This is a genomic window from Photobacterium sp. 270122K (genome assembly GCF_059941365.1).
In genome coordinates, this window is record NZ_JBPOEN010000002.1 from 550,057 (window position 1) to 571,875 (window position 21,819).

16 protein-coding genes are annotated in these 21,819 nt (G+C 48.3%); 5 read left to right on the forward strand and 11 right to left on the reverse strand.

Annotated elements, in window-relative coordinates; all coding sequences use genetic code 11:
- Positions 1 to 109 precede the first annotated feature (109 nt).
- From ACSF8W_RS05595 to ACSF8W_RS05635, 9 genes are read right to left on the reverse strand one after another with little or no spacing between them, the layout of a single operon-like run.
- Positions 110 to 1,264 (reverse strand): glycosyltransferase, encoded by a 1,155-nt coding sequence (locus tag ACSF8W_RS05595; RefSeq protein WP_500845774.1) that lies wholly within the window; start codon positions 1,262 to 1,264, stop codon positions 110 to 112.
- 9 nt (positions 1,265 to 1,273) lie between these two features.
- Positions 1,274 to 2,443: a glycosyltransferase family 4 protein gene (locus ACSF8W_RS05600; protein ID WP_500845776.1), complete on the reverse strand. Its 1,170-nt coding sequence runs from the start codon at positions 2,441 to 2,443 to the stop codon at positions 1,274 to 1,276.
- Entirely contained in the window at positions 2,440 to 3,690 is a 1,251-nt protein-coding gene (locus ACSF8W_RS05605) for a glycosyltransferase (protein WP_500845778.1), read from the reverse strand. Before ACSF8W_RS05605 ends, ACSF8W_RS05600 begins: the two co-directional genes overlap by 4 nt.
- Positions 3,691 to 3,692: 2 nt before the next feature.
- Positions 3,693 to 5,573 (reverse strand): XrtA/PEP-CTERM system amidotransferase, encoded by a 1,881-nt coding sequence (locus ACSF8W_RS05610; protein WP_500845779.1) that lies wholly within the window; start codon positions 5,571 to 5,573, stop codon positions 3,693 to 3,695.
- 50 nt (positions 5,574 to 5,623) lie between these two features.
- Entirely contained in the window at positions 5,624 to 7,057 is a 1,434-nt protein-coding gene (gene xrtA, locus ACSF8W_RS05615) for an exosortase A (RefSeq protein ID WP_500845781.1), read from the reverse strand.
- Positions 7,054 to 8,283, reverse strand: a complete 1,230-nt coding sequence (locus ACSF8W_RS05620; RefSeq protein WP_500845783.1) for a TIGR03087 family PEP-CTERM/XrtA system glycosyltransferase — start codon at positions 8,281 to 8,283, stop codon at positions 7,054 to 7,056. Before ACSF8W_RS05620 ends, xrtA begins: the two co-directional genes overlap by 4 nt.
- Before the next feature lie 4 nt (positions 8,284 to 8,287).
- Positions 8,288 to 9,328, reverse strand: a complete 1,041-nt coding sequence (locus ACSF8W_RS05625; RefSeq protein ID WP_500845785.1) for a FemAB family XrtA/PEP-CTERM system-associated protein — start codon at positions 9,326 to 9,328, stop codon at positions 8,288 to 8,290.
- Entirely contained in the window at positions 9,264 to 10,217 is a 954-nt protein-coding gene (locus ACSF8W_RS05630; protein ID WP_500845787.1) for an XrtA system polysaccharide deacetylase, read from the reverse strand. Before ACSF8W_RS05630 ends, ACSF8W_RS05625 begins: the two co-directional genes overlap by 65 nt.
- Before the next feature lie 2 nt (positions 10,218 to 10,219).
- Entirely contained in the window at positions 10,220 to 11,617 is a 1,398-nt protein-coding gene (locus ACSF8W_RS05635) for a TIGR03013 family XrtA/PEP-CTERM system glycosyltransferase (RefSeq protein WP_500845789.1), read from the reverse strand.
- 197 nt (positions 11,618 to 11,814) lie between these two features.
- Between ACSF8W_RS05635 and ACSF8W_RS05640 the strand changes: the two genes are divergently transcribed.
- From ACSF8W_RS05640 to ACSF8W_RS05660, 5 genes are read left to right on the forward strand one after another with little or no spacing between them, the layout of a single operon-like run.
- A complete protein-coding gene (locus ACSF8W_RS05640; protein WP_500845791.1) occupies positions 11,815 to 12,468 on the forward strand; it encodes an XrtA/PEP-CTERM system exopolysaccharide export protein in 654 nt (217 codons plus the stop codon).
- A gap of 13 nt (positions 12,469 to 12,481) precedes the next feature.
- The gene (locus tag ACSF8W_RS05645; protein ID WP_500845793.1) at positions 12,482 to 14,026 is read left to right on the forward strand and encodes an XrtA system polysaccharide chain length determinant; all 1,545 of its coding nucleotides are present in this window, start codon (positions 12,482 to 12,484) and stop codon (positions 14,024 to 14,026) included.
- On the forward strand, positions 14,023 to 14,997 hold the full coding sequence (locus ACSF8W_RS05650; RefSeq protein WP_500845795.1) for an XrtA-associated tyrosine autokinase: 975 nt from the start codon (positions 14,023 to 14,025) through the stop codon (positions 14,995 to 14,997). The genes ACSF8W_RS05645 and ACSF8W_RS05650 overlap by 4 nt, the downstream gene beginning before the upstream one ends.
- Positions 14,972 to 16,423: a TIGR03016 family PEP-CTERM system-associated outer membrane protein gene (locus ACSF8W_RS05655; RefSeq protein WP_500845797.1), complete on the forward strand. Its 1,452-nt coding sequence runs from the start codon at positions 14,972 to 14,974 to the stop codon at positions 16,421 to 16,423. The genes ACSF8W_RS05650 and ACSF8W_RS05655 overlap by 26 nt, the downstream gene beginning before the upstream one ends.
- A gap of 2 nt (positions 16,424 to 16,425) precedes the next feature.
- Entirely contained in the window at positions 16,426 to 17,679 is a 1,254-nt protein-coding gene (locus tag ACSF8W_RS05660; protein ID WP_500845799.1) for an XrtA/PEP-CTERM system-associated ATPase, read from the forward strand.
- Positions 17,680 to 17,824: 145 nt separating this feature from the next.
- Here ACSF8W_RS05660 and prsR read toward each other — a convergent pair whose 3' ends face one another.
- Together prsR and prsK are read right to left on the reverse strand one after the other, a co-directional pair.
- Positions 17,825 to 19,204 (reverse strand): PEP-CTERM-box response regulator transcription factor, encoded by a 1,380-nt coding sequence (prsR, locus tag ACSF8W_RS05665; RefSeq protein ID WP_500845801.1) that lies wholly within the window; start codon positions 19,202 to 19,204, stop codon positions 17,825 to 17,827.
- A gap of 86 nt (positions 19,205 to 19,290) precedes the next feature.
- On the reverse strand, positions 19,291 to 21,390 hold the full coding sequence (gene prsK, locus ACSF8W_RS05670; RefSeq protein WP_500845803.1) for an XrtA/PEP-CTERM system histidine kinase PrsK: 2,100 nt from the start codon (positions 21,388 to 21,390) through the stop codon (positions 19,291 to 19,293).
- Positions 21,391 to 21,819 lie beyond the last annotated feature (429 nt).

The window sequence follows — 21,819 nt, forward strand, 5'->3', positions numbered from 1 at the left end:
AGCGCTATTGATCACCGAAGCTGAAAAACCAAAGCCGACAAGTTGTTGGCTTTGGTTTTTATTGGTTTTGATATTGGGTAATAAGGGCAGGGCATCGGGCCCATTGATACTAAGCGTGGTAAAGCGATTTATACGCTTCCACCATGTTGCGTTCACTGAAGTCTTGCTCTATCCGGCGGCGAGCTGAGGCACCCATATTTGGTAATTGATTTTTCTGATGATAAAACTCCAACAGTGCCGTTGTTAGGGCATCTTGGTTTTCAGAGGGCACGCCGGTACCGGTGCAGCCTTCGACGATCACTTCACCAATTCCCCCCACATTGGTCACGATGTGAGGAATACCCATCGACATTGACTCCAATAACGTCAGTGGTATCCCTTCAGCAATAGAGGACAACACAAAGGCATCAAAACGGGCATATTGCTCTCGCATGTCGGTTTGGCTACCGGCGAAATGGATGTGCGTGCCAGGGGGAGATTGCGCCACGAGTTGTTCTAAATAAGGCCGTTGATCGCCATCGCCCACCAACACTAATTGGGTGTCTTGGGCAAACGTAGGGCTGTGGCGACATGCTTCCTGATAAGCGCCAATGAGCAGTTGCTGGTTTTTAACACTTTGCAGCCTGGCGACATGCCCAAAAGTAAATGTCGGGGGGAACGTCGTGACATTTTTATGCTCATGCTCATGCTCATGCTCATGCTCATGTTCAAGCACGGGGTCGGCTAACGGCATCGCCGGCTGAAAGTGATCGGTATTGATCCCATTACGGATCAGAATGAGTTTCTTTTTCGGTATGCCCACATCGTGGGCGAGCCATTGGTAAAGATCATCAGAGACGGCCACCACGCGATGAATGACACTGGCGCACAGTCGGCGGAGGTAGCGGTATTTTTTGACTTTACCAAAAGGGTCGTAGGTGTCACGGCCATGTTCGGCATGAATACGCACAGGGACACGCGCCGCCGCTGCCACGCATTGGTATTCAATAGTGGCAAGGTTATAAGTTTGTACGATATCGGGTTGGATTTGGCGGAGGTGGCGGTAGATCGTTGGATATAACCGCACACTGTTACCGGCCGGTTTATGCAATGCTATCACCGTGACAGGGTAGAGCAGTTGCTGAACAATATCATCACCGGCGGTCGTCAGGCTGATAATGGTGTGCTGATACTGTTCGCCCATCTTGTTGATACAGTTAACGATTAATTTTTCCAATCCACCAATGTGAAAGCCGTGAACAATGTGAACCACTGATTGGGTCATGATGCATCCTTATGAGCGTTGCTCAATCGTGATCGCGGATTTCGTGCATGCCTGTGTCAGCAAGTGGACGATCTTTTGGCCGTTACTGTCCCAGGTTAACTGCTTATCTTGAATGGTTTGGCTGGCTTGTTGACGTAGACGGTCGCGCAATGCTAGAGAGGTGATCAGCACCTCGATGGCATCTAGCATGCTTTCCATGTCGCCATTTTTAAACAACAAGGCGTTGTGATCATCGGTGAGCAGCTCTTTGATGTTATCGGCATCCGGCGCCACAATGGCTTTCCCTGCCGCCAAATATTCGATGAGTTTTAAGGGAGAGCACCAAGGGGTGACTGCCGGTTGCAAGGCAATGTCAATTTGCGCCAGCCATTGAGGCATGGCATCGCGAGGCACCAAGCCGGTGATATGGGTTTGTGCGGTGATACGAAGGGCTTTGGCTTGCGCTTTGAGATCGTCGAGTACAGGGCCGTCACCAATGATCAGTAACTGGATGGTCGGGTCATTTAATGCGGCGATACGCGCCATAACCGCATCTAAGCGGTGCCATTCCCGACAAAAACCGACAAAGCCAATGACGGTTTTTCCGTCAAATTCCGCCATCCGAGGGGCCACTAAGTCAGGATGGAAGTGTGCCGTGTCAATACCATTGGGGATCACGGTCACGCGAGAGGTGGGCACCCCTGCATCATACAAGTACCCCGCAAGCACATGGCTGACGGGCAAAACATGATCGGCGTTACGCCACGTATAGTATTCCGACCAGCGCGCTAACATGGGTAGATGAATGCCCGTGTAATCGTGACGCTCTTGGAATAACGGGGAATTGACCTCAAGGATTAAGGGGAGATTAAACCAGGTTTTTGCCCAAATGCCGGAGGGTAAAAAGAGGTTATAACGCTCGTAAATGGCGTCAGGTTGATGCTGTTTAATGGCGCGATATAACGCAATAAAATCATACAGGCTATAGCCAAATTCCAACAGCTCCGCCACTGCACCAGGTAACCGACGGCGCAATGTGGACACCCAGCCGCCATTATCTCCAAAATCCGTATTCTCACTGATCTCTGGTGAAACCACGATCACTTCATGGCCTTGTTGTCGTAAGGCGTGAATGATGGCTTCGATGTGAACAAACTGACCATCTCGTGATGCAACACGATGGTGATAAAGAATTTTCATGAGGCCATATCCTTATGCGTTGAAGGAGCCGTGGCGTGCGGTGCCGCTGATGATGAGGGCGTCCTGGAGACTATGATTTGTTCAAAAAGGTGATAGAGCAAGTGGGCGGTATCCTCCCAAGAATACCGTTCTGCATGATGGCGCGTCGCTTGGCGATTGGGGCGTTGATGTAATAGTGTTTTGATGCCCTTGGCCAAACTGGCTGCATCACGTTCAACCAACACACCGGCTTCTGGGCAGTTAACCACTTCCGGTGTGCCCCAAATATTGGTGGCGACCACGGGTGTGCCACAGGCCATCGACTCTAACAATACATTGGCCCAGCCTTCTCGGTCTGACGCCAGAATGGAGAGGTCGCACGCGGCAAAATAGCGGGCCAAGGTAGGTTGGTCGACCCCGCCAAGAAAGCGAATACGATCGTCTATTCCTTGCTGCTGAGCTTGCTGTTTCAAGGCTTTTTCATTGGGGCCGGTGCCAGCGATCAGTAACATGGCATCAGGGTGAGACTGCATGGCCTCAATCACCAAATGGTGCCCTTTTCGTTCAATGAGCCAGCCAACGGAAATAAAGAGAGGGCGATCAACGGGCAAGTTTAATTCAGTGCGTAATGTGCGTTGTTGGTGGTGATCGACAAACGGAAATAACGCTAAATCTACGCCATTGCGGGCCGTGGTGGTCGAGGCTGGATTGGCGCCGTGCAATATCATGGTTTGCCGTAAGGCTTCGCACACCGCCAGATTATGATGACTGTGTCTAAATACCTGCTGTATCTGCCGAAGGGGGCGAGGGAAAGACGGGATAAGATTTATATCGGTGCCGCGTGCTGTCATGGTAAACGGCAGGTTGACCTGTGCAGCCACTTTTTCCACGGCGACCCCTTCAGGATAAAAATAGTGCCCATCAATACAGTCAAATTGCTCCCCTTGTTGTAACAGGGCGCGAACCTGTTTGAGGATGCAATGGTGAAGTGTCATGGGCTGCAATTGCATCCCGACTTTGGGAATAACCAAATAACGAGGGTGATAAATCGTGATGCCATGCCGGGTTTCTTTTTGTGGCACATTGGCATAACGGGCATATTCCCCAAAGCGCGGGTGACTGGACGGAAACCAAGGTACTGGCGCAATGACGGTGCACTCAACATCCGGGTGGTGCTTTTGCAGATGGCGAAGCCGATTTTCCACAAAGATACCGTGCTTCGTATCGTTAGTATTGGGGTATAACGTGGTGATTGTGAGTAATCGCATACTTATTGCCTCACCATAAATTGAGAAAACATCAGTAAGCACCAGAGAGAGACGCCGTGATCGCGATAACCGTGCTGGTGGTCATGCACCATTTTTTTTAGCCAATCCACATTAAAGAATCCGCTGTCACACATGGCCTCAGACAGGACGTTTTGGTGCAGGCTGGGTTGTAGCGTTGTCCGAAACCAGTGCGCAATGGGCATGCCAAAGCCCATTTTGGGTCGATACAGAATGTCATCGCTAACGCGGCCTTCAAGCGATTTTTTGAAGGCGTACTTACCCTCGTTGCCTTTGATGTTGTTGCGGCTATTGATGCTGTAGGCCCACTCAATGAATTCATGATCGAGCAAAGGGGCGCGAACCTCGAGGCCATGCGCCATGCTGGCTCGGTCGACTTTCGTGAGAATATCGCCAGGCAGCCAGGTTTTAAAATCCAAATATTGGATCTGCTTGAGTGGGTCATCCGTTGGTAAATGTTTGGCATGCTGATGTAAAATATCGATGCCGTTATAGCCGTTTAATTGTCGGTTATACGCCGGACTGAAGAGTTTATGCCGTTCTGCGGCACGGATTTTTGAAACACTGCTGGCATAGCCTTCCACCATGTCCATCGCTAATGATTGAAACGTCGTTTTCGCGCGCAAAGGCTGTGGTGCCCAATCGGCTTTGGGGTAAAGGCAACCAAGGGTGCCGAATAAGGGTTTACGAATAGGCTGCGGGATGGCGTTACGCAATCGTTGTTCGGCAAGGTGCATGCGATGACGACGATAGCCGCCGAAAATTTCATCCCCCCCATCCCCAGATAGCGCGACCTTTACCTGCTGACGGGCGAGCTGACACACTTTGTAAGTTGGCAGGGCTGAACTGTCTGCGTAGGGTTCATCATAAATGTCAGCCAATTTATCAATCAGGCTGACATCATGCGGACTGGCTATTTCTTGCCAATGATGCGTGTGATGGCGTTCTGCGACTTGTTGCGCGTAGGTGCTTTCATCAAAGTCACGTTCATCAAACCCAATCGAGCAGGTGTTGACGGGGGTGGATTGCAGTTCAGCCATCAGTGCAACAATGGCACTGGAATCTACCCCGCCAGATAAAAAGGCCCCGAGTGGAACATCCGCCATTAAACGTATGTTGACCGCTTCTCTGAGTTTTTCGACCAGTGATTGCTGGGTGTCTTCCCAACTGAGTATGTGAGAGGGCGTCGTTAAATCCCAATATTGTGTGGAGGCAACCGTGCTGTTGGGGTGCAGGGTCATAGTGTGCCCAGCCTCCAGTTTGAAAATATGCTGATAAGCACTGAATGGGTCGGGGATATAGCCATACATGAAAAACTCTTCCGCCATTTCAGGGCGTAGCTGTTTATTCACTGCCGGATGACCGATAAGCACTTTTAGTTCAGAGGCAAACACACATTGCCCCTGTTCGGTAACTGTGTAAAACAGGGGCTTCTTGCCCAGCCGATCACGCCCAAGAAAGAGGGTACGGGTATTGCTATCCCAGACGGCAAACGCAAACATCCCCCTGAAGCGGCGGACACAGTCTTCCCCCCATGCTTCCCAAGCGTGCACAATCACTTCGGTATCACTTAAGGTGCGAAATTGGTGTCCTAGTGCCTTCAGTTCATCGGCCAATTCACGGAAGTTGTAAATTTCCCCGTTAAACACCACGACCACGCTGTTATCTTCGTTAAATAGCGGTTGGTGGCCGCCGGATAGATCGATAATAGAGAGGCGTCGATGGGCGAGTGCCACATGGGGATCCACATAGTAGCCTTCATCGTCTGGGCCGCGATGTTGTTGTAGTCGGTTAATGCGCTTCAGTAACTCACCATCGATGGGCTGAGAGCAATGTAGGTTGAAAATGCCTGAAATGCCACACATGGTATTCCTCCTTGACGCGATAGCCGATAGCATTGATCCGTATGTTGCGGTTACTCCGCCGTGCGTTTCGCGGCTTGTTGCCAGCGTTTGGCATAATGCTGTGCTTGTGCGCCTTTTCGGCTCGCAATCGCAAACACATCGGCATACCCATCACCACCGGTAATAAGATGCCCTGCCTTATACAGTTTTAGTGCTAAAGGATCGCTAGTACAAAAATCATTGATGCAATACCAGTAGATCACTTCCATCGTTCGACCATTTTGGTCGATTAGCGAGAGGGTTGTTGCGTCTGTATTGTTATCCAAAGGAAGATGTTGGGTAGAATGAAGCGACCAGGATTCCTTGTCATACAGGCTATTTTCACTGCTGATTAGCTCGCCCTGGGTTTGATTGAGGGCATAGCGAGCGGTGTAAAAATAGGTGTCGCCGTTTTCATTGGTGGCGAGTTTATCATGGCTGGAATAGGGGAATTGGATCCCCCAGTAGGCACGAGGAAGGTGATCTTTCGTGACCAGCGTTTCAGCCAATAAAGCGGAGGTATCGTCCACTTGAGCGGTAGGCTGTTGAATGCTTTGGCCCCAAAGCGCAATACACACAAGCAAGGCCGACAAGAGCCCGATAGACTTGCTGTTGTGTTGACTTTGCGCGTTGTTAGATACCGCATGTTGAGACGTTGCTTCGGGAGGATCGGCAAAAAAACTGGCGGTCATAAAGATACAGACAATCACGATACTAAAGAACAGCCACCCGTATACTAAGTGATCTGCCCCCGTCGCATGTTTCATGTCACTTAAATAACCAATGACAATAATACCGTAGGCGCGAATGCCGTTTGCAATGATGGGAAAAATAAACGAAAAGCCCACGAACGCGACACGCTTCCAGAGCTTAGTGAACTGTAGGTACGCAAAGAGGGTGCCCAGCGCCAAACTGGAAATCAAAAATCGGATGCCTGAACAGGCTTCTGCCACCACAAATTGCCCATTCGGGATAGTAATGTAGAGTCCATCGCGATAAGCGGCAATGCCTGATAATGACAGCATGATCATGGACAGATCGGCAGTAATATCTTGCAGCGCCGGTACCAGTTCTTCACCAAAGGGAATACAGAACACTAAATAACAAATGGGAAACCAAATTTGCTTGGCGCGAGCGGTACCGAGCAGTGCCCAAATCAGCAACTGTAAACTGAATATAGCCGCAGCGTGTTCAAACAGGCTGACACTCGCCGTTTTGCCAACCAGCCAGAGCAAGCCCGGTAGAGGGATCAATATGATGGGAACCAGAGCAATGTCTTGCGGTTGTTCTTGTAAGGCATGACGTTTTTGCCAGACCAGCCAGAAAAAAATCGGCAAGATCAAAAAGCAGTGCTCATAGGTTTTGGATTGACTCCATACAGTGACCATATCGATCACACTGCTGTAGAAAATCAATCCCCAACAGAACATGGGGATCAACATTAACGTGGTTCTGTTTCGTATCATACCGTCACCTCCCCAATGGGCGGGGGATTGAGGTAACCGAGCAGCGGTTTCAATTTGGCTTCCCAACTATAGTGTTGTTCAATCCATTCGCGTGACGAATGCGCCTCAATCGCGGGTGCCTGTAATTTGTTAATCAACCAGCGAGCGATATCTTCGGGGGCATCGGCAATGGCGAGGTGTTCCGTTGGGTAGTCTTCCATTCCTTCAATGGTGAGCGGTGAAACAATGATGGGTTTAGCCATTGCCATGGCTTCCAGCAGTTTGTTTTGCACACCTCGGGCAATTTGCATGGGCGCGATAGCGGCTTTGGCGTGTTGCAAATACGGTCGAACGTCTTCCACTCGTCCTGTCACGATGACACTGTCTTGCTGCGCTAAGGCTTCAACGTCTGGCCCTGGGGAGCTGCCCACCAGATACAATTTGGCTTCCGGCAATGTTTGGGTCACTAAAGGCCACACTTGTTGGGTAAACCAAGTGACCGCATCGGCATTGGCCCAATAGTCCATTGCGCCTGTGAACACAATGTAGTTATCGCTTTCCAGCGGGTAAGATTCACCGAGCGTGGTGTTCGCAGAAGGAGAGAAATAGTCGCTGTCGAGGCCGTTTTCCAGCGGCATGATTTTGCCTTGTACCCGCGGTTCGAGCAGGGCTTTGAACGCATCCGTTTCTGTCTGCGTGACAAAGCAACTGACATTGAGGGCATGAGCCACCGCGATTTCGTACTCTTCCAACGTTTTGTGTTCACGCTGGTAAATGGCCTTCATGATCCCGTGTGATTTTAAAGCATACTGCCGCCATTTATCGGAGTCGATATCGGCGAAATGCATCACCGTATGCAGGTGGGCAGAGTGGGAGATGACGTATTGCGCCATGCACCCTGAATACACAAATGCTTTACGAATATTGTATTGCGCCAAGGTGCGATCGACCCATTGCTGCATGGCTTGCCGCGCGTAAAAGGGCAGTGTAATGGGATCGCCTTTCAGTAAGGCTGTCAGCCCTTTGAGCTTGCTGTAAGCACGTGACAAGGGGATACAATGGCTGCTGACACAAAATTGGGCCACATCGTCTTGATAGCGCGTATCAAAAGCATCATCGACAAAGCACCCTAAGTGAATGTCATAATGTTGCTGCAAGTATTTCAGGACATTGTACGTCGTGATCTTATCCCCTTTATTGGGGGGAAAGGGGATACGATGACAAAGGTAAAGGAGTGGCTCTTTCATAGGCTTATCCTAAGTACTTAGACAGAAATGGACCCAGGTGTCGACTCACGCTGAGAGGGAGCTTTTGCCAGGCTTGGATGAAATATTTGTATTTAGGATTGTTGGGTGACAAGTTCGGCAACGCCTTCGCTTTCACGAGTGCGATGCGGTAGTGCAGCGGGATTTCTTCCATTCCCCAATGCTTTTTGTACTTGTAGGCGCCGGAATCCACTTTGCTGCGGCCGAAGTCGAATGACGTCATGCCTTTCTGTTGTGCGATGTGCATCAGTTGAAAGTACATAAAATCATTACTTTTCAGATCGCGGGCTTCATGCTTCCCACCGCCGTAATAGGGCAACACTTGGTTCTTGTAGTAAAAACTCAACACGCCAGACACTGGCTGATTCGCTTTGTCGTGGATGATCAGCGTTTCACAGCGCTCCCCGAACGTCTTTTTCAATGCTGAAAATAATTTATCGGAAAACACAGGCGTGCCAAGATTACGTACACTTTCGGCGTATAAATCAAAACAGCCTTGGGGGTTGTCGCTGTTGTCCCATTGCAGATCGTTTTTTTGTGAATGCCGGATCACCGCACGCTGTTTACGCTTTATGGTGGTGAGAATGGCATCCGACTCAGCAGGCAGCGCACACTGAAAAGCGGTGTGATGGCTGTGTGTAATCCATGGACCCGTATTCTCGACTGGATGTTTATCGCGTAACTCGACGTAATCAACGTTCAGTTTGCAGCCTAACTCATAAGCGGCTTCTTCTAATTTTTCTCTGACGGATGGGCTATCTGTCAGGGCGCCGCCATACACACAAAAGGGCGTAGAAATGAGCGCGTGGCCAAATAACCAACTTTTTTGTTCAAATAAAGGCAGTACACCGACAAGCGCATCATCTTGTTCGGCCAGTAAATAGTGGTGTTGGTGGCCGAAGACCGAATGGATGACATCAAGCCAACCCGATAGGTGGAAAAAACTGCCATCCGGATGGTGATCAACGTACGTGTCCCACGCTGGGTGTTGGTGCTTTGATAATTTCCGTATTGTCAGATTGTCCATGATTGTCATGCCCATAGAGTTGATAAACGTGATTCATTGAATGCCAGTTGAAATCTTGCAATAACCGCGTTAAGCGCTGCTCCATTCGATCTAAATTGAGGTAATGCCTAAATTGTGACTTTCGGGATATTCCCGTGACTCTGGGTTGATCAGGGTCGATTTCCCAAGGGTGAAAATAGAAACTGTAGGGCTGCCCCGTTCGCTCGAGATACGTTTTTATTAAGTGACGGCTTAGCAAATAGGGGTAGAACCGAAAATAGCCTCCGCCGCCAATGGGAATGTTGCGCCCCCATTGCGTCAACGTGGGGATCGGTACCTCTATCACCCCTTCTGGGCGGCGGTATTTAAAACGTGGCCAATCAGGCACACCGTAGAGATCATGCTTAACCGGATAGGTGCTGCTGGAGTAAACAAACCCGAGTTCAGCTAACGTTTCAAACGCCCAAGGGTTGGACTCATCGATAGAGAAACTGGGGGCGCGGTATCCATAGACTCGTTGACCCGTCAGGGATTCCAGTAAGGCTTTTGATTTGGCGACATCATCGTGAAATACCGCTTGAGTCTGTTGGTTGGCCCGCTGGTGGGCGAACCCGTGACAGGCCACCTCATGGCCGGCCTTGGCAATGTCTTTGATCAGTTGTGGACACGCTTCTGCCACCCAACCCAATACGAAGAAGGTGGCTTTGGTGTCGTGCTGCGCCAGAATTTGCAAGATGCGGTAGGTGCTGGCTTCTACCCGCAGAGGATAAGTGGTGCCCCAATCTTGCCGTTTAACCACAGAGGATAATGCCGAAACATGAAAATAGTCCTCGACATCAATGGTCATGGCATTGGTCATCGCATGCACCTTGGCTGGCGATGGTTGTGTCGGCGTTACCGGGTTTTCCATAATCAGCGTCCTTTACCGAAGAGCACAATTTCCGATGTTCTAATGAGGATCAGTAAGTCCAATCGTAGACTGCGATGCTTGATGTAGTAGAGATCAAATTTCAGTTTTTCAATGGCATCATCCAATCCATCCCCGTAAGGGTATTTGAGTTGCGCCCAACCGGTTAAGCCCGGTTTTACATCATGGCGGTGAGAATAAAAGGGAATGTCATTGGTAAATTGGTCGGAAAACAAAGGGCGTTCCGGACGAGGTCCGACAAAGCACATGTCGCCGCGCAATACGTTAACCAATTGAGGGAGTTCATCAATGCGGTATTTTCGCAGGATGTGGCCTACCTTGGTGATACGGTTATCAGCTTTCGCGGCCATTTGCGCACCATGCTTTTCTGCATCAATCCGCATGCTTCTGAATTTATAAATGGAAAATATTTTGCCTTGTAATCCCACTCTTTTTTGTGAGTACAACACTGGTGCAAATAGGCCATCCTCAAGTTTAATACCAATAAACGCGGCAATAATCAGCGGCCAACTGACAGATAGAATAATAACGGCAATCAAGCTGTTGAACAGCCAACTAAACAATGCGGATAGTGTGTTTCCGGAGGCATTGTTGTTGTAGATAACAAACGAGGGATGAATATGATTAACGGCAATTTGGCCCGTTTCTCGTTCAATAAAATCAATCACATCCGTGATAAGAACGCGTTGCATTTTGCATTTGAATAAGCTTTCAATGGGTAAGTTACCCCGGCGTTCGTCGACGGCAATGACGATTTCATCAATGCTTTCTTCACGAACATATTCTTCCAGTGGCTGTTTCAGCGAGAGAAGCGGGATATTGTCTGGTGCTTCACAATGATCGCCCGGTACATTGATATAGCCGACAATTTCACAATGCACGCGGTCTGCTTTGCGACGCATACTGGTGTTGATGAGTTGCGCCCTTTTGCCGTGTCCAAGCAGCACCACGCGGCGACGGCCGATGTGCTCATAATTGTTCGTAATGGCCACATAGCGGGCGACGACTAATACCAGCAAGGCTGTGGCGTACATGATTTCTTTACTGAATCCGGCCAAAGTAAGGTGCGGAATAAAAATAGCCAGGGTGAATGTCAGTAAATAGGCCAAGATGATCGCCACGGTGATGCGTATGGTGACCCCACGAAAATTCTCACGTAACTTTTCATTGTAGAGCCCGACCGCCAATAATGTCAGTTGTATTGGAAAGGTAAAGAAAAACAGATGAACGACGGTTCTCAGATCAAATGCAGCAGGCGGTGACGGGTAAATACTTGATAAATAGTGAGAAGCAAAAAAATAGATCGCAGCCAAAATCACAATATCAGTGACAATGAGTGTTGCGTTACTCAAGTTTAAATCGTGAAAACGCGAGTTTGCCATAAACGATCCCTATTTATATTGATGCTGATTTTATTTCGTTAGGTACTTCCTGAATTATTGATGAGTAGAAAAAATCTGCAAAATAAAAAAATCATATATAGTTAAATTAGTACCACAAATTAGTCATATAACAGTAAATGCTTCAAATGGTTATTAGTGAGCACTCGAGAACTCAAGGGTAACGGCGCAGGGTGGATATGGATATGAATGAACAGGCTGTTAAAGTGAAGTATGTAACATGTGCATGCGTGGCATTAGTGATGGCGATGTCAGGCTGTAGCTCGAATGATTTACCGCTTTTGCCATCGGCAACGCCGCAGTCATCACTTACAAAAAATATAAATGATTACAAATACTTAATTGGCCCTGGTGATAGCCTGTCCATTTTTGTCTGGGGTAACCCTGAAATATCGGGCAGTTACGTCGTACGTCCCGATGGCATGATTTCAACGTCTTTGGTGGATGATCTTCCCGCCTCTGGCCGCACACCGACAGATTTGGCGCGTAGCCTTGAAGCGCAATTATCCGAATATGTGCGCGACCCGATTGTGAGTGTGATGATCTCTGGTTTTGTCGGGCCTTACAGTGAGCAGGTGCGTGTTATTGGTGAGGCCTCTTCGCCGCAAGCAATTAACTACCGAGAAAATATGACGTTACTGGATGTGATGGTCGAAGTGGGCGGGCTAACAGAATATGCCGATGGCAATGATGCACGCCTCATCCGCGTGATCAACGGCCAGCAAAAGCAGTTTAATCTCAAGATGGCCGATTTAGTCCGAGACGGTGATATTTACGCCAACATCGATATCTTGCCCGGCGACATCATTATTATTCCGGAAGCTTGGTTTTAGAGGAGACTAAGGCATGAAGGAACAGTTAGAGCTGCTGCTGCATTATCTCTATGGCATTTGGCATCGCCGTCGCTGGATTATCATTACGGCTTGGCTTCTTTGCCCGTTAGGTTGGATTGCGGTGACATTGATGTCCAACCAATATACCTCCAACGCGCGGGTATATGCGGATACCCGTACCATTTTGCAACCTCTGCTGCAGGGGATCGCCATTGATAACGATCCCTCTCAAGAACTGCGTTTGATGGTAAAAACGCTGCTTAGCCGTAAAAACTTAGAAACCATCGCTCGTTATACCGATGCCGATGTCAAAGCGAAGACGCAAGATGATTACGAAGATGCACTTGATAACCTGAAGTCTAAAATAAAAATCAGTTCAGCAGGGAAGGAAAACCTTTTCAAAATTAGTTATTCAGGAGAAGACCCCAAATTTGTGAGAGATGTCGTGCAGGCTTCGTTGGATGTATTTGTCGAAAATGCGGTGGGGCAGAAAAAGGACGATACGGAACAAGCCAATGTCTTCATTGAAACGCAGCTTACGGTGTATGAAGAGCGTCTGATCGATGCGGAAGCGAAACTCGCCAATTTTAAGCGTACCAATGCCGGTTATATGCCTGGCTCTGAAAGCGGTTATTTCAGCATGGCGGAGGAGTTAAAGCGCACACTGGAAACGACCCGTTTAGAGCTGCAAGAGGCGAGATCACGTTTAGCATCTGCGCGTGATCAGCTTAATCGTGAAATGATGGAGATAAGACGTCAAGGGCGAAATAATCGGACGGAATACGATGATCGACTCGATGTGCTGAAGGCTCGCCTTGATGCCTTACTGTTCCGATTTACTGAAAAGCATCCGGATGTGCGTGAAACACGTCGCCAAATTGTGGAATTACAGCAGCTTAAAAGTACGGTCATTGCGCAAGGCACCAATGTCGATAACGACAATGTGGTGCTGCAAGAAATGAAGTTGATTGTCAGCGAGCTAGAAAACCAAGTCGCTTCGTTGGTGGTGCGCGAAGAAGGCTTAGTGACGAAAATTACGTTTATAGAGAAAAAACTGAGTGACTTGCCGGCAGTGGAAGCACAATTGACGCACATGATGCGCAATTATGACGTGACGAAAAGCCAGTATGACATGCTGTTGTCACGCCGTGAATCCGCGATGATTTCGCAAAACATTGGTGATTCTGCTGATCAGATTTCGTTCCGTATCATTGATCCGCCGTTGTTACCCAGAGAGCCATCTGGGCCGATGCGTCCTTTGTTTTTAACCATTGTTCTGATTTTGTCATTGGGTGCGGGTGTGTGTCTGGCCTTTTTAGCCAGCCAAATTTGGCCTGTGGTTATTTCGCCAACGCAGCTGTTCAAACACACGGAGGTGCCTGTTTTTGGTGTGGTTTCTGCCACAGAGGTGTCTGGATTGAAGCAGGCCAAACGTAAACAGGTTATTCGCTATGTCGCGCTGTGCGGTGCATTAGGCATGCTGTTTGTGGCCTTCATTGTCATCAATATAACGCCTTCCATTCATGAGCAGGTACTGCAAGCGAAGGAGCTATTATGAATACCATTCAAAAGGCATTCCATAAAGGGCGACAGAAAGCGACGAAGAAAAAAAGCCTGATAGGGCGTGTGATGGCATCGGAAGAGGCCAAGCGACAAGCCGAGACCGATACCAATCACACCGATACAGCAGTGGATCCCGTGCATTCGTCGTCACTGACGACGGCAGTGAAGCAAGTGAAAAAGCGGAAATCGCGCATTGCGTCTGATGTCGATAGTCATGATGTTGTGTTTACGATTGATACTGACGCACTCAAGCGTAAAGGCATGGTTTCGCACGACAATGACCAAGCCAACCCTGAAATGACCAATGAATATCGTTCGATAAAACATAAGATTTTATATAACGCATTTGGTCCTGCGGCGGAAACGATTACGCACAGTAATATGGTCATGGTATCGAGTACCTCACCCAATGAGGGGAAGACGTTTACATCGGTGAATTTAGCGTTAAGTGTCGCATCTGAAAAAGATAAAACGGTCTTGCTGGTGGATGCTGATGTGTTGAAGCCGAGTGTGTCTACCATGTTAGGCATTAAACCTTGTAAAGGCTTGATCGATTACCTGTTGGGGGATGTGGATGATATTGCAGATGTTATCTATGACACCAATATACCGCATCTGCGTATTTTACCGGCGGGTGCTGCACACCATTTAAGTAATGAATTGTTATCCAGTGACAAAATGGCGGCGCTGGCGCAGGAGCTGGCGACCCGTTATAGCGATCGCATGATGATTTTCGATTGCCCGCCGTTATTAGGCGTGATTGAAACGATCACTGTGTCTAAGTTTATGGGACAAGCCATGATTGTGGTGGAGCAGTCAAAAACCAGCTTGTCGAGTATTGATGAGGCTGTTTCGATGCTCAATCGGGATATAGCGATGGGATTTATCATCAATAAGGCAACCCACGGCAATTATAGCCAATACGGATATGGATATGGCTATGGGAAAACGACCAATACCGACTAATGTTACGCTGACGGCATTGTGCTTGCTCGCGCCGTTGGCTTTGGCTGCTGATGTTTCGGTGTCGTCCAGTGTCGGAAGTGGCCTGGTCTTTACCGATAATGTTGATCAAACGGCTTCTGATCGACAGGGCAGTTTAATTACCACTGTGAATGCCGATGTTGGAATCGATGTAATAGGCGTTGATGGTAATGCGTTACTGCTGACTTATGGGCTTAGCCAGCTATTTTATAGCCATGACGGCAATGAAAATTCCTTGTATCAAACGTTACAGTTTGAAGCAGATAAAGGCATCGGCAACGGCTTTCGTGTGGATGCATTGGCATCGATAGAGAATATTGCGGCGGCAATAGACGAAAATGCCAATGCAGATATTTTCTCGGGTGACACCATAGAGAGTAGACAAGCTGAAATTGGGTTGAGCTATCAGAGTAACCCGCTAAGCGACAGTAACCTGAGTGCCCGTATATTTGGGATTGTCATCAATAACGAAGATGACATTGGTAACTATGATGGCATCGGTGCGAGCCTCAGTTTTTCCAATGGGCCGAATGTGCGTGACATGTTTTGGTTGATTGAGGGCACCTACGACTACAAACAGAGTCAGGGTGACGATCCCAATACATCGTTTGTTATTCTGCGAGAAGAAATTGGTTTTCAAACGATTTATCGCTGGGTACCGTTTGTGCGTTTGAACTATGAAAACTATTCCGGCATCACCGACGCGGATAGCGATGACATGCTCAGTTGGGGGCCCGCGTTTCGCTATTTTTGGACGAAAACCTCGTACTTTGAATTGAGTTATAACTTTACGGAAACCGGTAACCAATCAGACTTTTGGGCGGGGGCGATTTACTTGCGTCCTTCTCCCCGCACCTTGCTTAGAGCATCTTATGATAAGCGGACTTTTGGCGATGCGTATTTCTTCTTGTTGTCACACCGTTCTCGTCGGTTGACCAACGAAATTACGTATGAAGAAGAGGTGACGAATTTTGACCGTAATACGTTTGTCAGTGGTGCCAATATTGCGGAAGCCACGTTAGAGCGACGTCTTACTTGGCAATCAACCCTCGAGGCGCGGCGTTCAACCTTTATTTTTTCCCTCTATCGGTTTGAGCTGGATGCGCTGAATACCACCAACAATGAGGGGGACGAGTCTGGTTATGGTGCAAGTTTCGCCGCTGATCATCGTTTGTCGCGCCGGTTTACTGTGTCAGCCCTTATTGATTACAGCGACTACCATTTTAAAAACCTCGATACACCCGATCAAGATGATCATTATTGGACCTTCTCTATTGATGGCAGCTATACCATCAACCCTGAGGTAGTGCTGACCGCCGGTGTTGAGCATAACACGCGGTCATCATCGTTACCGGATGATGGCTATGATGAGAACCGAATCTATCTCGAATTAAGTGTGGATTTATAATCATGTATGAAGCGTATTTTGGACTATCCGATAAACCGTTTAGGCTGAGCCCTGATCCCCGTTTTTTCTTTGCCAGCCCGCATCATGAGAAAGCGGCGTCATATTTACAATATGGCTTGTCGTCCGGGGAGGGGTTCATTGTGGTGACAGGGCCGATTGGGTCAGGAAAAACCATGATTGCCCGCCATTTGTTAGCCAATCTTGATGATTCGGTGGTTGCCGTTCAAATCGCCACAACGTGTTTGAGCCCTGATGAATTGGTGCGATTGGTCGCGGCAAAATTTGATATTCCTGTCGAAGGGCTGACAAAAGCGGACATTTTAAAGCGTTTAGAGCAGTGCTTTTTATCGCTACATGCCAAAGGGTTACAAGTCTTACTGCTGGTGGATGAAGCCCAAAATTTGCCCGCGGAAACCGTGGAAGAGTTGCGGATGCTGTCAAACTTCCAGCAAGATGACAAACCGTTGCTACAAAGCTTTTTGTTAGGGCAAGAAGAGTTGAAAGCCATTTTAGCGCGACCCGATATGGAGCAATTTCGTCAGCGAGTGATTGCTTCGTGCCATTTGCAGTCCTTTGACAGCGATCAAACGAAAGAGTATGTGCTGCACCGTTTACAGCAAGTGGGGTGGTGTGGGAATCCGGCGTTAGAGGACGGTATTTTTTCGGTTATTTGTGATCATACCGCAGGGATCCCTCGTAAGATCAATATATTGATGGATCGTGTATTGCTGTTTGCTTTTTTGGAAGAAATGCCAGTGGTAACAGAAATGGCGATCACACAGGTATTGGCGGAAATGGGGGAGGAGTTCTCTGGTGCGCTGTCTACGGCTAACGCATTAGGGCCTGTAGAGGGGGACGATCAGAATGACGGGGGATCTCGCTTCCAAACGTCGCGAACATGGTCGGAACATGAAACGGAAAAGCTATTTAAAACACTCGAGGATGTGACTGAGGTGCTGGATAAAGTGATTGAGCGCAAAGTGGCGACCATTCGTTACTTGGATGCGCAACTCATTAAAAAGCGGCGCCAGTACAATGCGCCAGCACCGTCTGAGGCTGCCTCTTCCGCTCGTGATAGTTATGCCGCTGATGAAAGTATTCTTGGTGATGATGGGGCGGCTGACAGAGTGGCCGACGGGGCATTAGAACAATGTGAAACGCCGTTGGATTCGGACAACGCGAATGCCGTAAATATCGTAAATAATGGTACGTTAAAGAATAAACATTGGTTTAAGCAATTAATGAAAGACAGTTGATGAATAACAACGGATGACAACAACAATAATGCGATGATTCATAGAGAAGAAAAAAGAAGAACAGCACCTAAGGGTGCTGTTCTTCTTTTTTCTTCTTCGGTGCTATTTGCTATCAAATTCCCCATCCCTAATGACGGGCGTATTGTTATTCCGCGCTGCTTTCACTTTGCGCTTTGTATTCCTCCATCATCGAATATTTTTCAAGCAAGGCATACAGAGTGGGACGAGTAATGCCTAATAAATTAGACGCTTGAGAAATGGTGTTATTGCATATGGCCAGTGCTTGTTTAATGGCTTGTTTTTCTGCCGACTCCCTTACTTGACGCAGGTTGAGTGCCAGTGTTTCTTTACTGGCTGGGTCGACAGGCATGAGGGCGAGATCAAGCTCGCTGATCATTTTTCCATCCGCCATGATCGCCGCAGATTTGATCTTATTTTGCAGTTCACGAATATTGCCGGGCCACTGATGATGGCACAGTGCCTGCAAGGCCTCTTCCGTGAATCCGTTGATGTTACGTTGTGTTTGTTGGTTGGCGATGTGCAAAAAGTATTTGGCCAATAGAATAATATCGCTGCCACGTTCACGTAACGGCGGATTCTCAATGGTGATCTCGCTGACGCGGAAAAATAAATCTTCACGGAAGCTTTTGTCTGCCATCATTTGCTGCAAATTTTGGTGGGTGGCACAGACGATTTTTACATCCACCGGTATTTCCGTTCGTCCCCCTACACGTTCAATGACTTTCTCTTGTAAAAAGCGCAAAATCTTGGCTTGCAAGGTGTAAGGCATGTCGCCAATTTCATCCAGGAAGAGGGTACCGCCATTGGCGAATTCAATTTTCCCTATGGTGGTTTTATGGGCACCGGTAAAGGCGCCTTTTTCAAAGCCAAACAGTTCACTTTCCAGCAAGTGCTCGGGGATCGATGCACAGTTTATCGCAATAAAAGGCGCGTCACGGCGTGGACTTTGATTATGGATCGCTCGGGCTATTACCTCTTTACCCGTGCCGCTTTCCCCTAAGATCAGGGTTGAAATTTCCGTCGCCGCAATGCGCTCTACCATGCGGCAGACATGCTGAATTTTAGGGCAGTTTCCGATGAAACCGTGGTTATCCATTGAGGATTGACGCAGTTGAATATTTTCTTTTTCAAGCTTGGTCAGAATAAAGGCCCGCTCGACAATGACGTTCAAAATGTCGCTGTCGATCGGCTTTTGGTAGAAATCATGCGCCCCCAAGGCAATTGCTTTCAGGGCGTTTTCTTTGTCGTCATTACCGGTGATGACGATAACTTTGGTACTGGGTGACAACGCCATGATTTCTTGTAGTGTCTGCAAGCCTTCAGAGGCATTGGTCGGATCGGGAGGAAGACCAAGATCAAGGGTCACAACATGCGGTTCATGTCTGCGCAGTGCGTTGATGGCATCTTGCCGATTGGCCGCAAAAATGACGTGGTAATCTGCAAGGCTCCATTTGAGTTGTTTTTGAATGCCAAGATCGTCTTCAATAACGAGCAGTGTGTCCATGCATTGTCTCTTTTTTGTGGTGTTTATTTGAGTATAGTGGTGCTTCTTTGTGTGTGACGGTGCTTATTTATATCAACCGATATCCGTTAGCTGATATCGGCAGTTTTTTTACTGAGTGGGATAGATAAGTGAAATTGCGTGCCTTGTTCTGTGATTGACTGGACTTCAATATGCCCACCCAGTTGCTCAATCATATTCTTCGCGTCATAGGCGCCAATCCCCATACCAGCATTGCCCTTGGTGGTATCAAACGGTTTAAATAGCCGCTCTTGAATGAAGGCTTCACTCATGCCGTGGCCACTATCGCTGATAGTCAAATGCGCGTGTTGGCCATTCACCGTCAGATGTATCTCAACCCGTCCGTCATCAGGGGTCGCGTCTTGTGCATTTTGTACCAAGTGACAGAGGATATTTTCAAAGCGCTCTTTACTGGCATGCAAGCATATACGCGATGCAGTGGTATCACTTGAGGCCGCATGGGAGATCGCCACGGCGGATGTGTGAGGTGGGAAAAATTGTGGAATAGGCCGCTGAATACTGCGGGTTTGACAAACGTGCACCAGCATGGCGGTCAGATCAAAAGATTGTGGGCTTTCAACCTCAATCTGTTTTTTACGTAGCTGAGCGCTCATTTTATTGAGCCGCTCAATGGCGTGATCGACCGTTTCAAACGCATCGTCAATAAACGCAGGGTTGTGTTTATGTTGTTCGGCATTTCGGCTGAGTAATTGCAGCTGTGCGGTGACATTTTTGATGTCGTGCACAAGAAAAGAGGACATTCGGTTAAACGTGTCGAACTGTTGGCTTTCTGCCAGTTGCTGATTGGCTTCATACATCGCCAGATAGACCCCGAGCTGTTGGCTAATGGCTCGCATTAAATCCCTGTCTTCCCAATTTACACTGTCGCTTGAGGTGGGTTTAGATAGCAACAACAGCCCTTGATAGTGGCCGGATGAGTCAAACGGAATGAGCAACGAAAAGTGGTTGGGATAAATTAAATCGACATGGGGCACAGAAAAAGGGGGTGTCTCAATGCCGTGGCTTAGGGTATTCAGTTCCGTGATCCATTGATGTTCAATGGCGAGCTCACCAATGGCATCCAGCGTTGGGGTGATATCCGGGTGTTTTAAGGAGCAATGCAGGCTGGTGACGGGGCGTAAATGGCCTTTTTTCTTAAGGACTAACACGCCGTATTCACAGCCAAAAGGGCGCATGGCCGCCGCGAGTGCATTGTCATACGGGGACCGATTGGGTGCTTCTAACGCGGCGCAAAACTGCATCCATTCCTGACGGTATTCGTATTTGTTGGCAAAAAAGTGTTTGGCAATAAATACCTTGAGTTGTTTGCGTAAGGATTCAGATAAAAACAGGCTCGCTAATACCACGCCGCTTAACGCAAAAAAGAGGGTTTGTGCGGTATCTGCCCAGTGGAAACCGGCGATTTTGATCAGGTAACTGACCGCGGCCATGGTTAACAAATACATGCCCGCCGCCATGATCAGGGTACTGTGATAAACAATGTCACGAGAGATATAAACGCGGCTTTCCCATTGGTTTAACCGTTTAATGGCCAGTAACAGAAAAGGGATCGCCATGGCGATGACCCAGCCGCGTCCTTGCCAGAAGGTGGCAGTGAGCGAGTTAGTGAGTACGGCATCGGCATACAGGGCAAAGTTGTAGCCAAAAATTAACCCCAGCCCGAGGCTTAAGGGTTTAATGGCATCGCGTGCGGTGTATTGGCTGTTGCGATAGAGGTTTTCAATGAACCATAAACCGATAATGGCTTGGCCGAGATGGAGAAAAAAATACACTTTTTGGTGAAAAAGAGGCAGAAAGAGACGGAGTGTTTCCAGACTGGCGGTCACCGAAATAAAAGCACAAAACCACAGATCACTGCGTTTTTTCAGTAACTGAGAAAGTCGATGACTGTCGGTGAGCGAAGAGGTGATCAATAAGATCAAACACAAATTGAACAGGCTTTCTGTCAGCAGTGATGGCACCCGAGATTGCGCATAGAGGAGTTGCCAGGCTGTGATCCCACACCATGCTGTGCCCAATATACATAAGCCTTGTAAAAGGCGCTTCTGCAGATGTTTTTTCCGTTTGGTGGCCAGTATCAATAAAAAGATCAGGGTAAAGCCGAGTGCGGCAACGATGTATCCTAATGGTCCTAGCAGCCGTTCCATTCTGCATTCCTTATTTACCCCTGTCTGATCATAAGCCTAGACGATTTCGTCGCAGTTATTCGTCCAACCTGTTCTTTATGTGAGCGTGTGGGGCAGATGCACAATTTGACCCGTTATTTGACCTGTTATTTGATGCGTTAAGCGAGGTGGCGTGGGCGTATTGGGTGTTTGCGAGAGGCATTGTGTGTGGCCGCCTAGTGAATGAAACAGGGCATCACGGTAGGATGCTGGCAGATGATCTGGCTGGAAACCCACGGCCGCATAAATGACAAAGGGCAGGCAGTTTAACGTTAAAATTAGAAGCAGTTTTTTCATTCTTCGCGTCCTCAACGCATGATAAGTCGCACTCCGTTGGGTATGAGCTGTCCTAGTTGTATTAACTCTAGTGATGATCAACACGAGACAGTGACGTATTGGTAAGAATACACC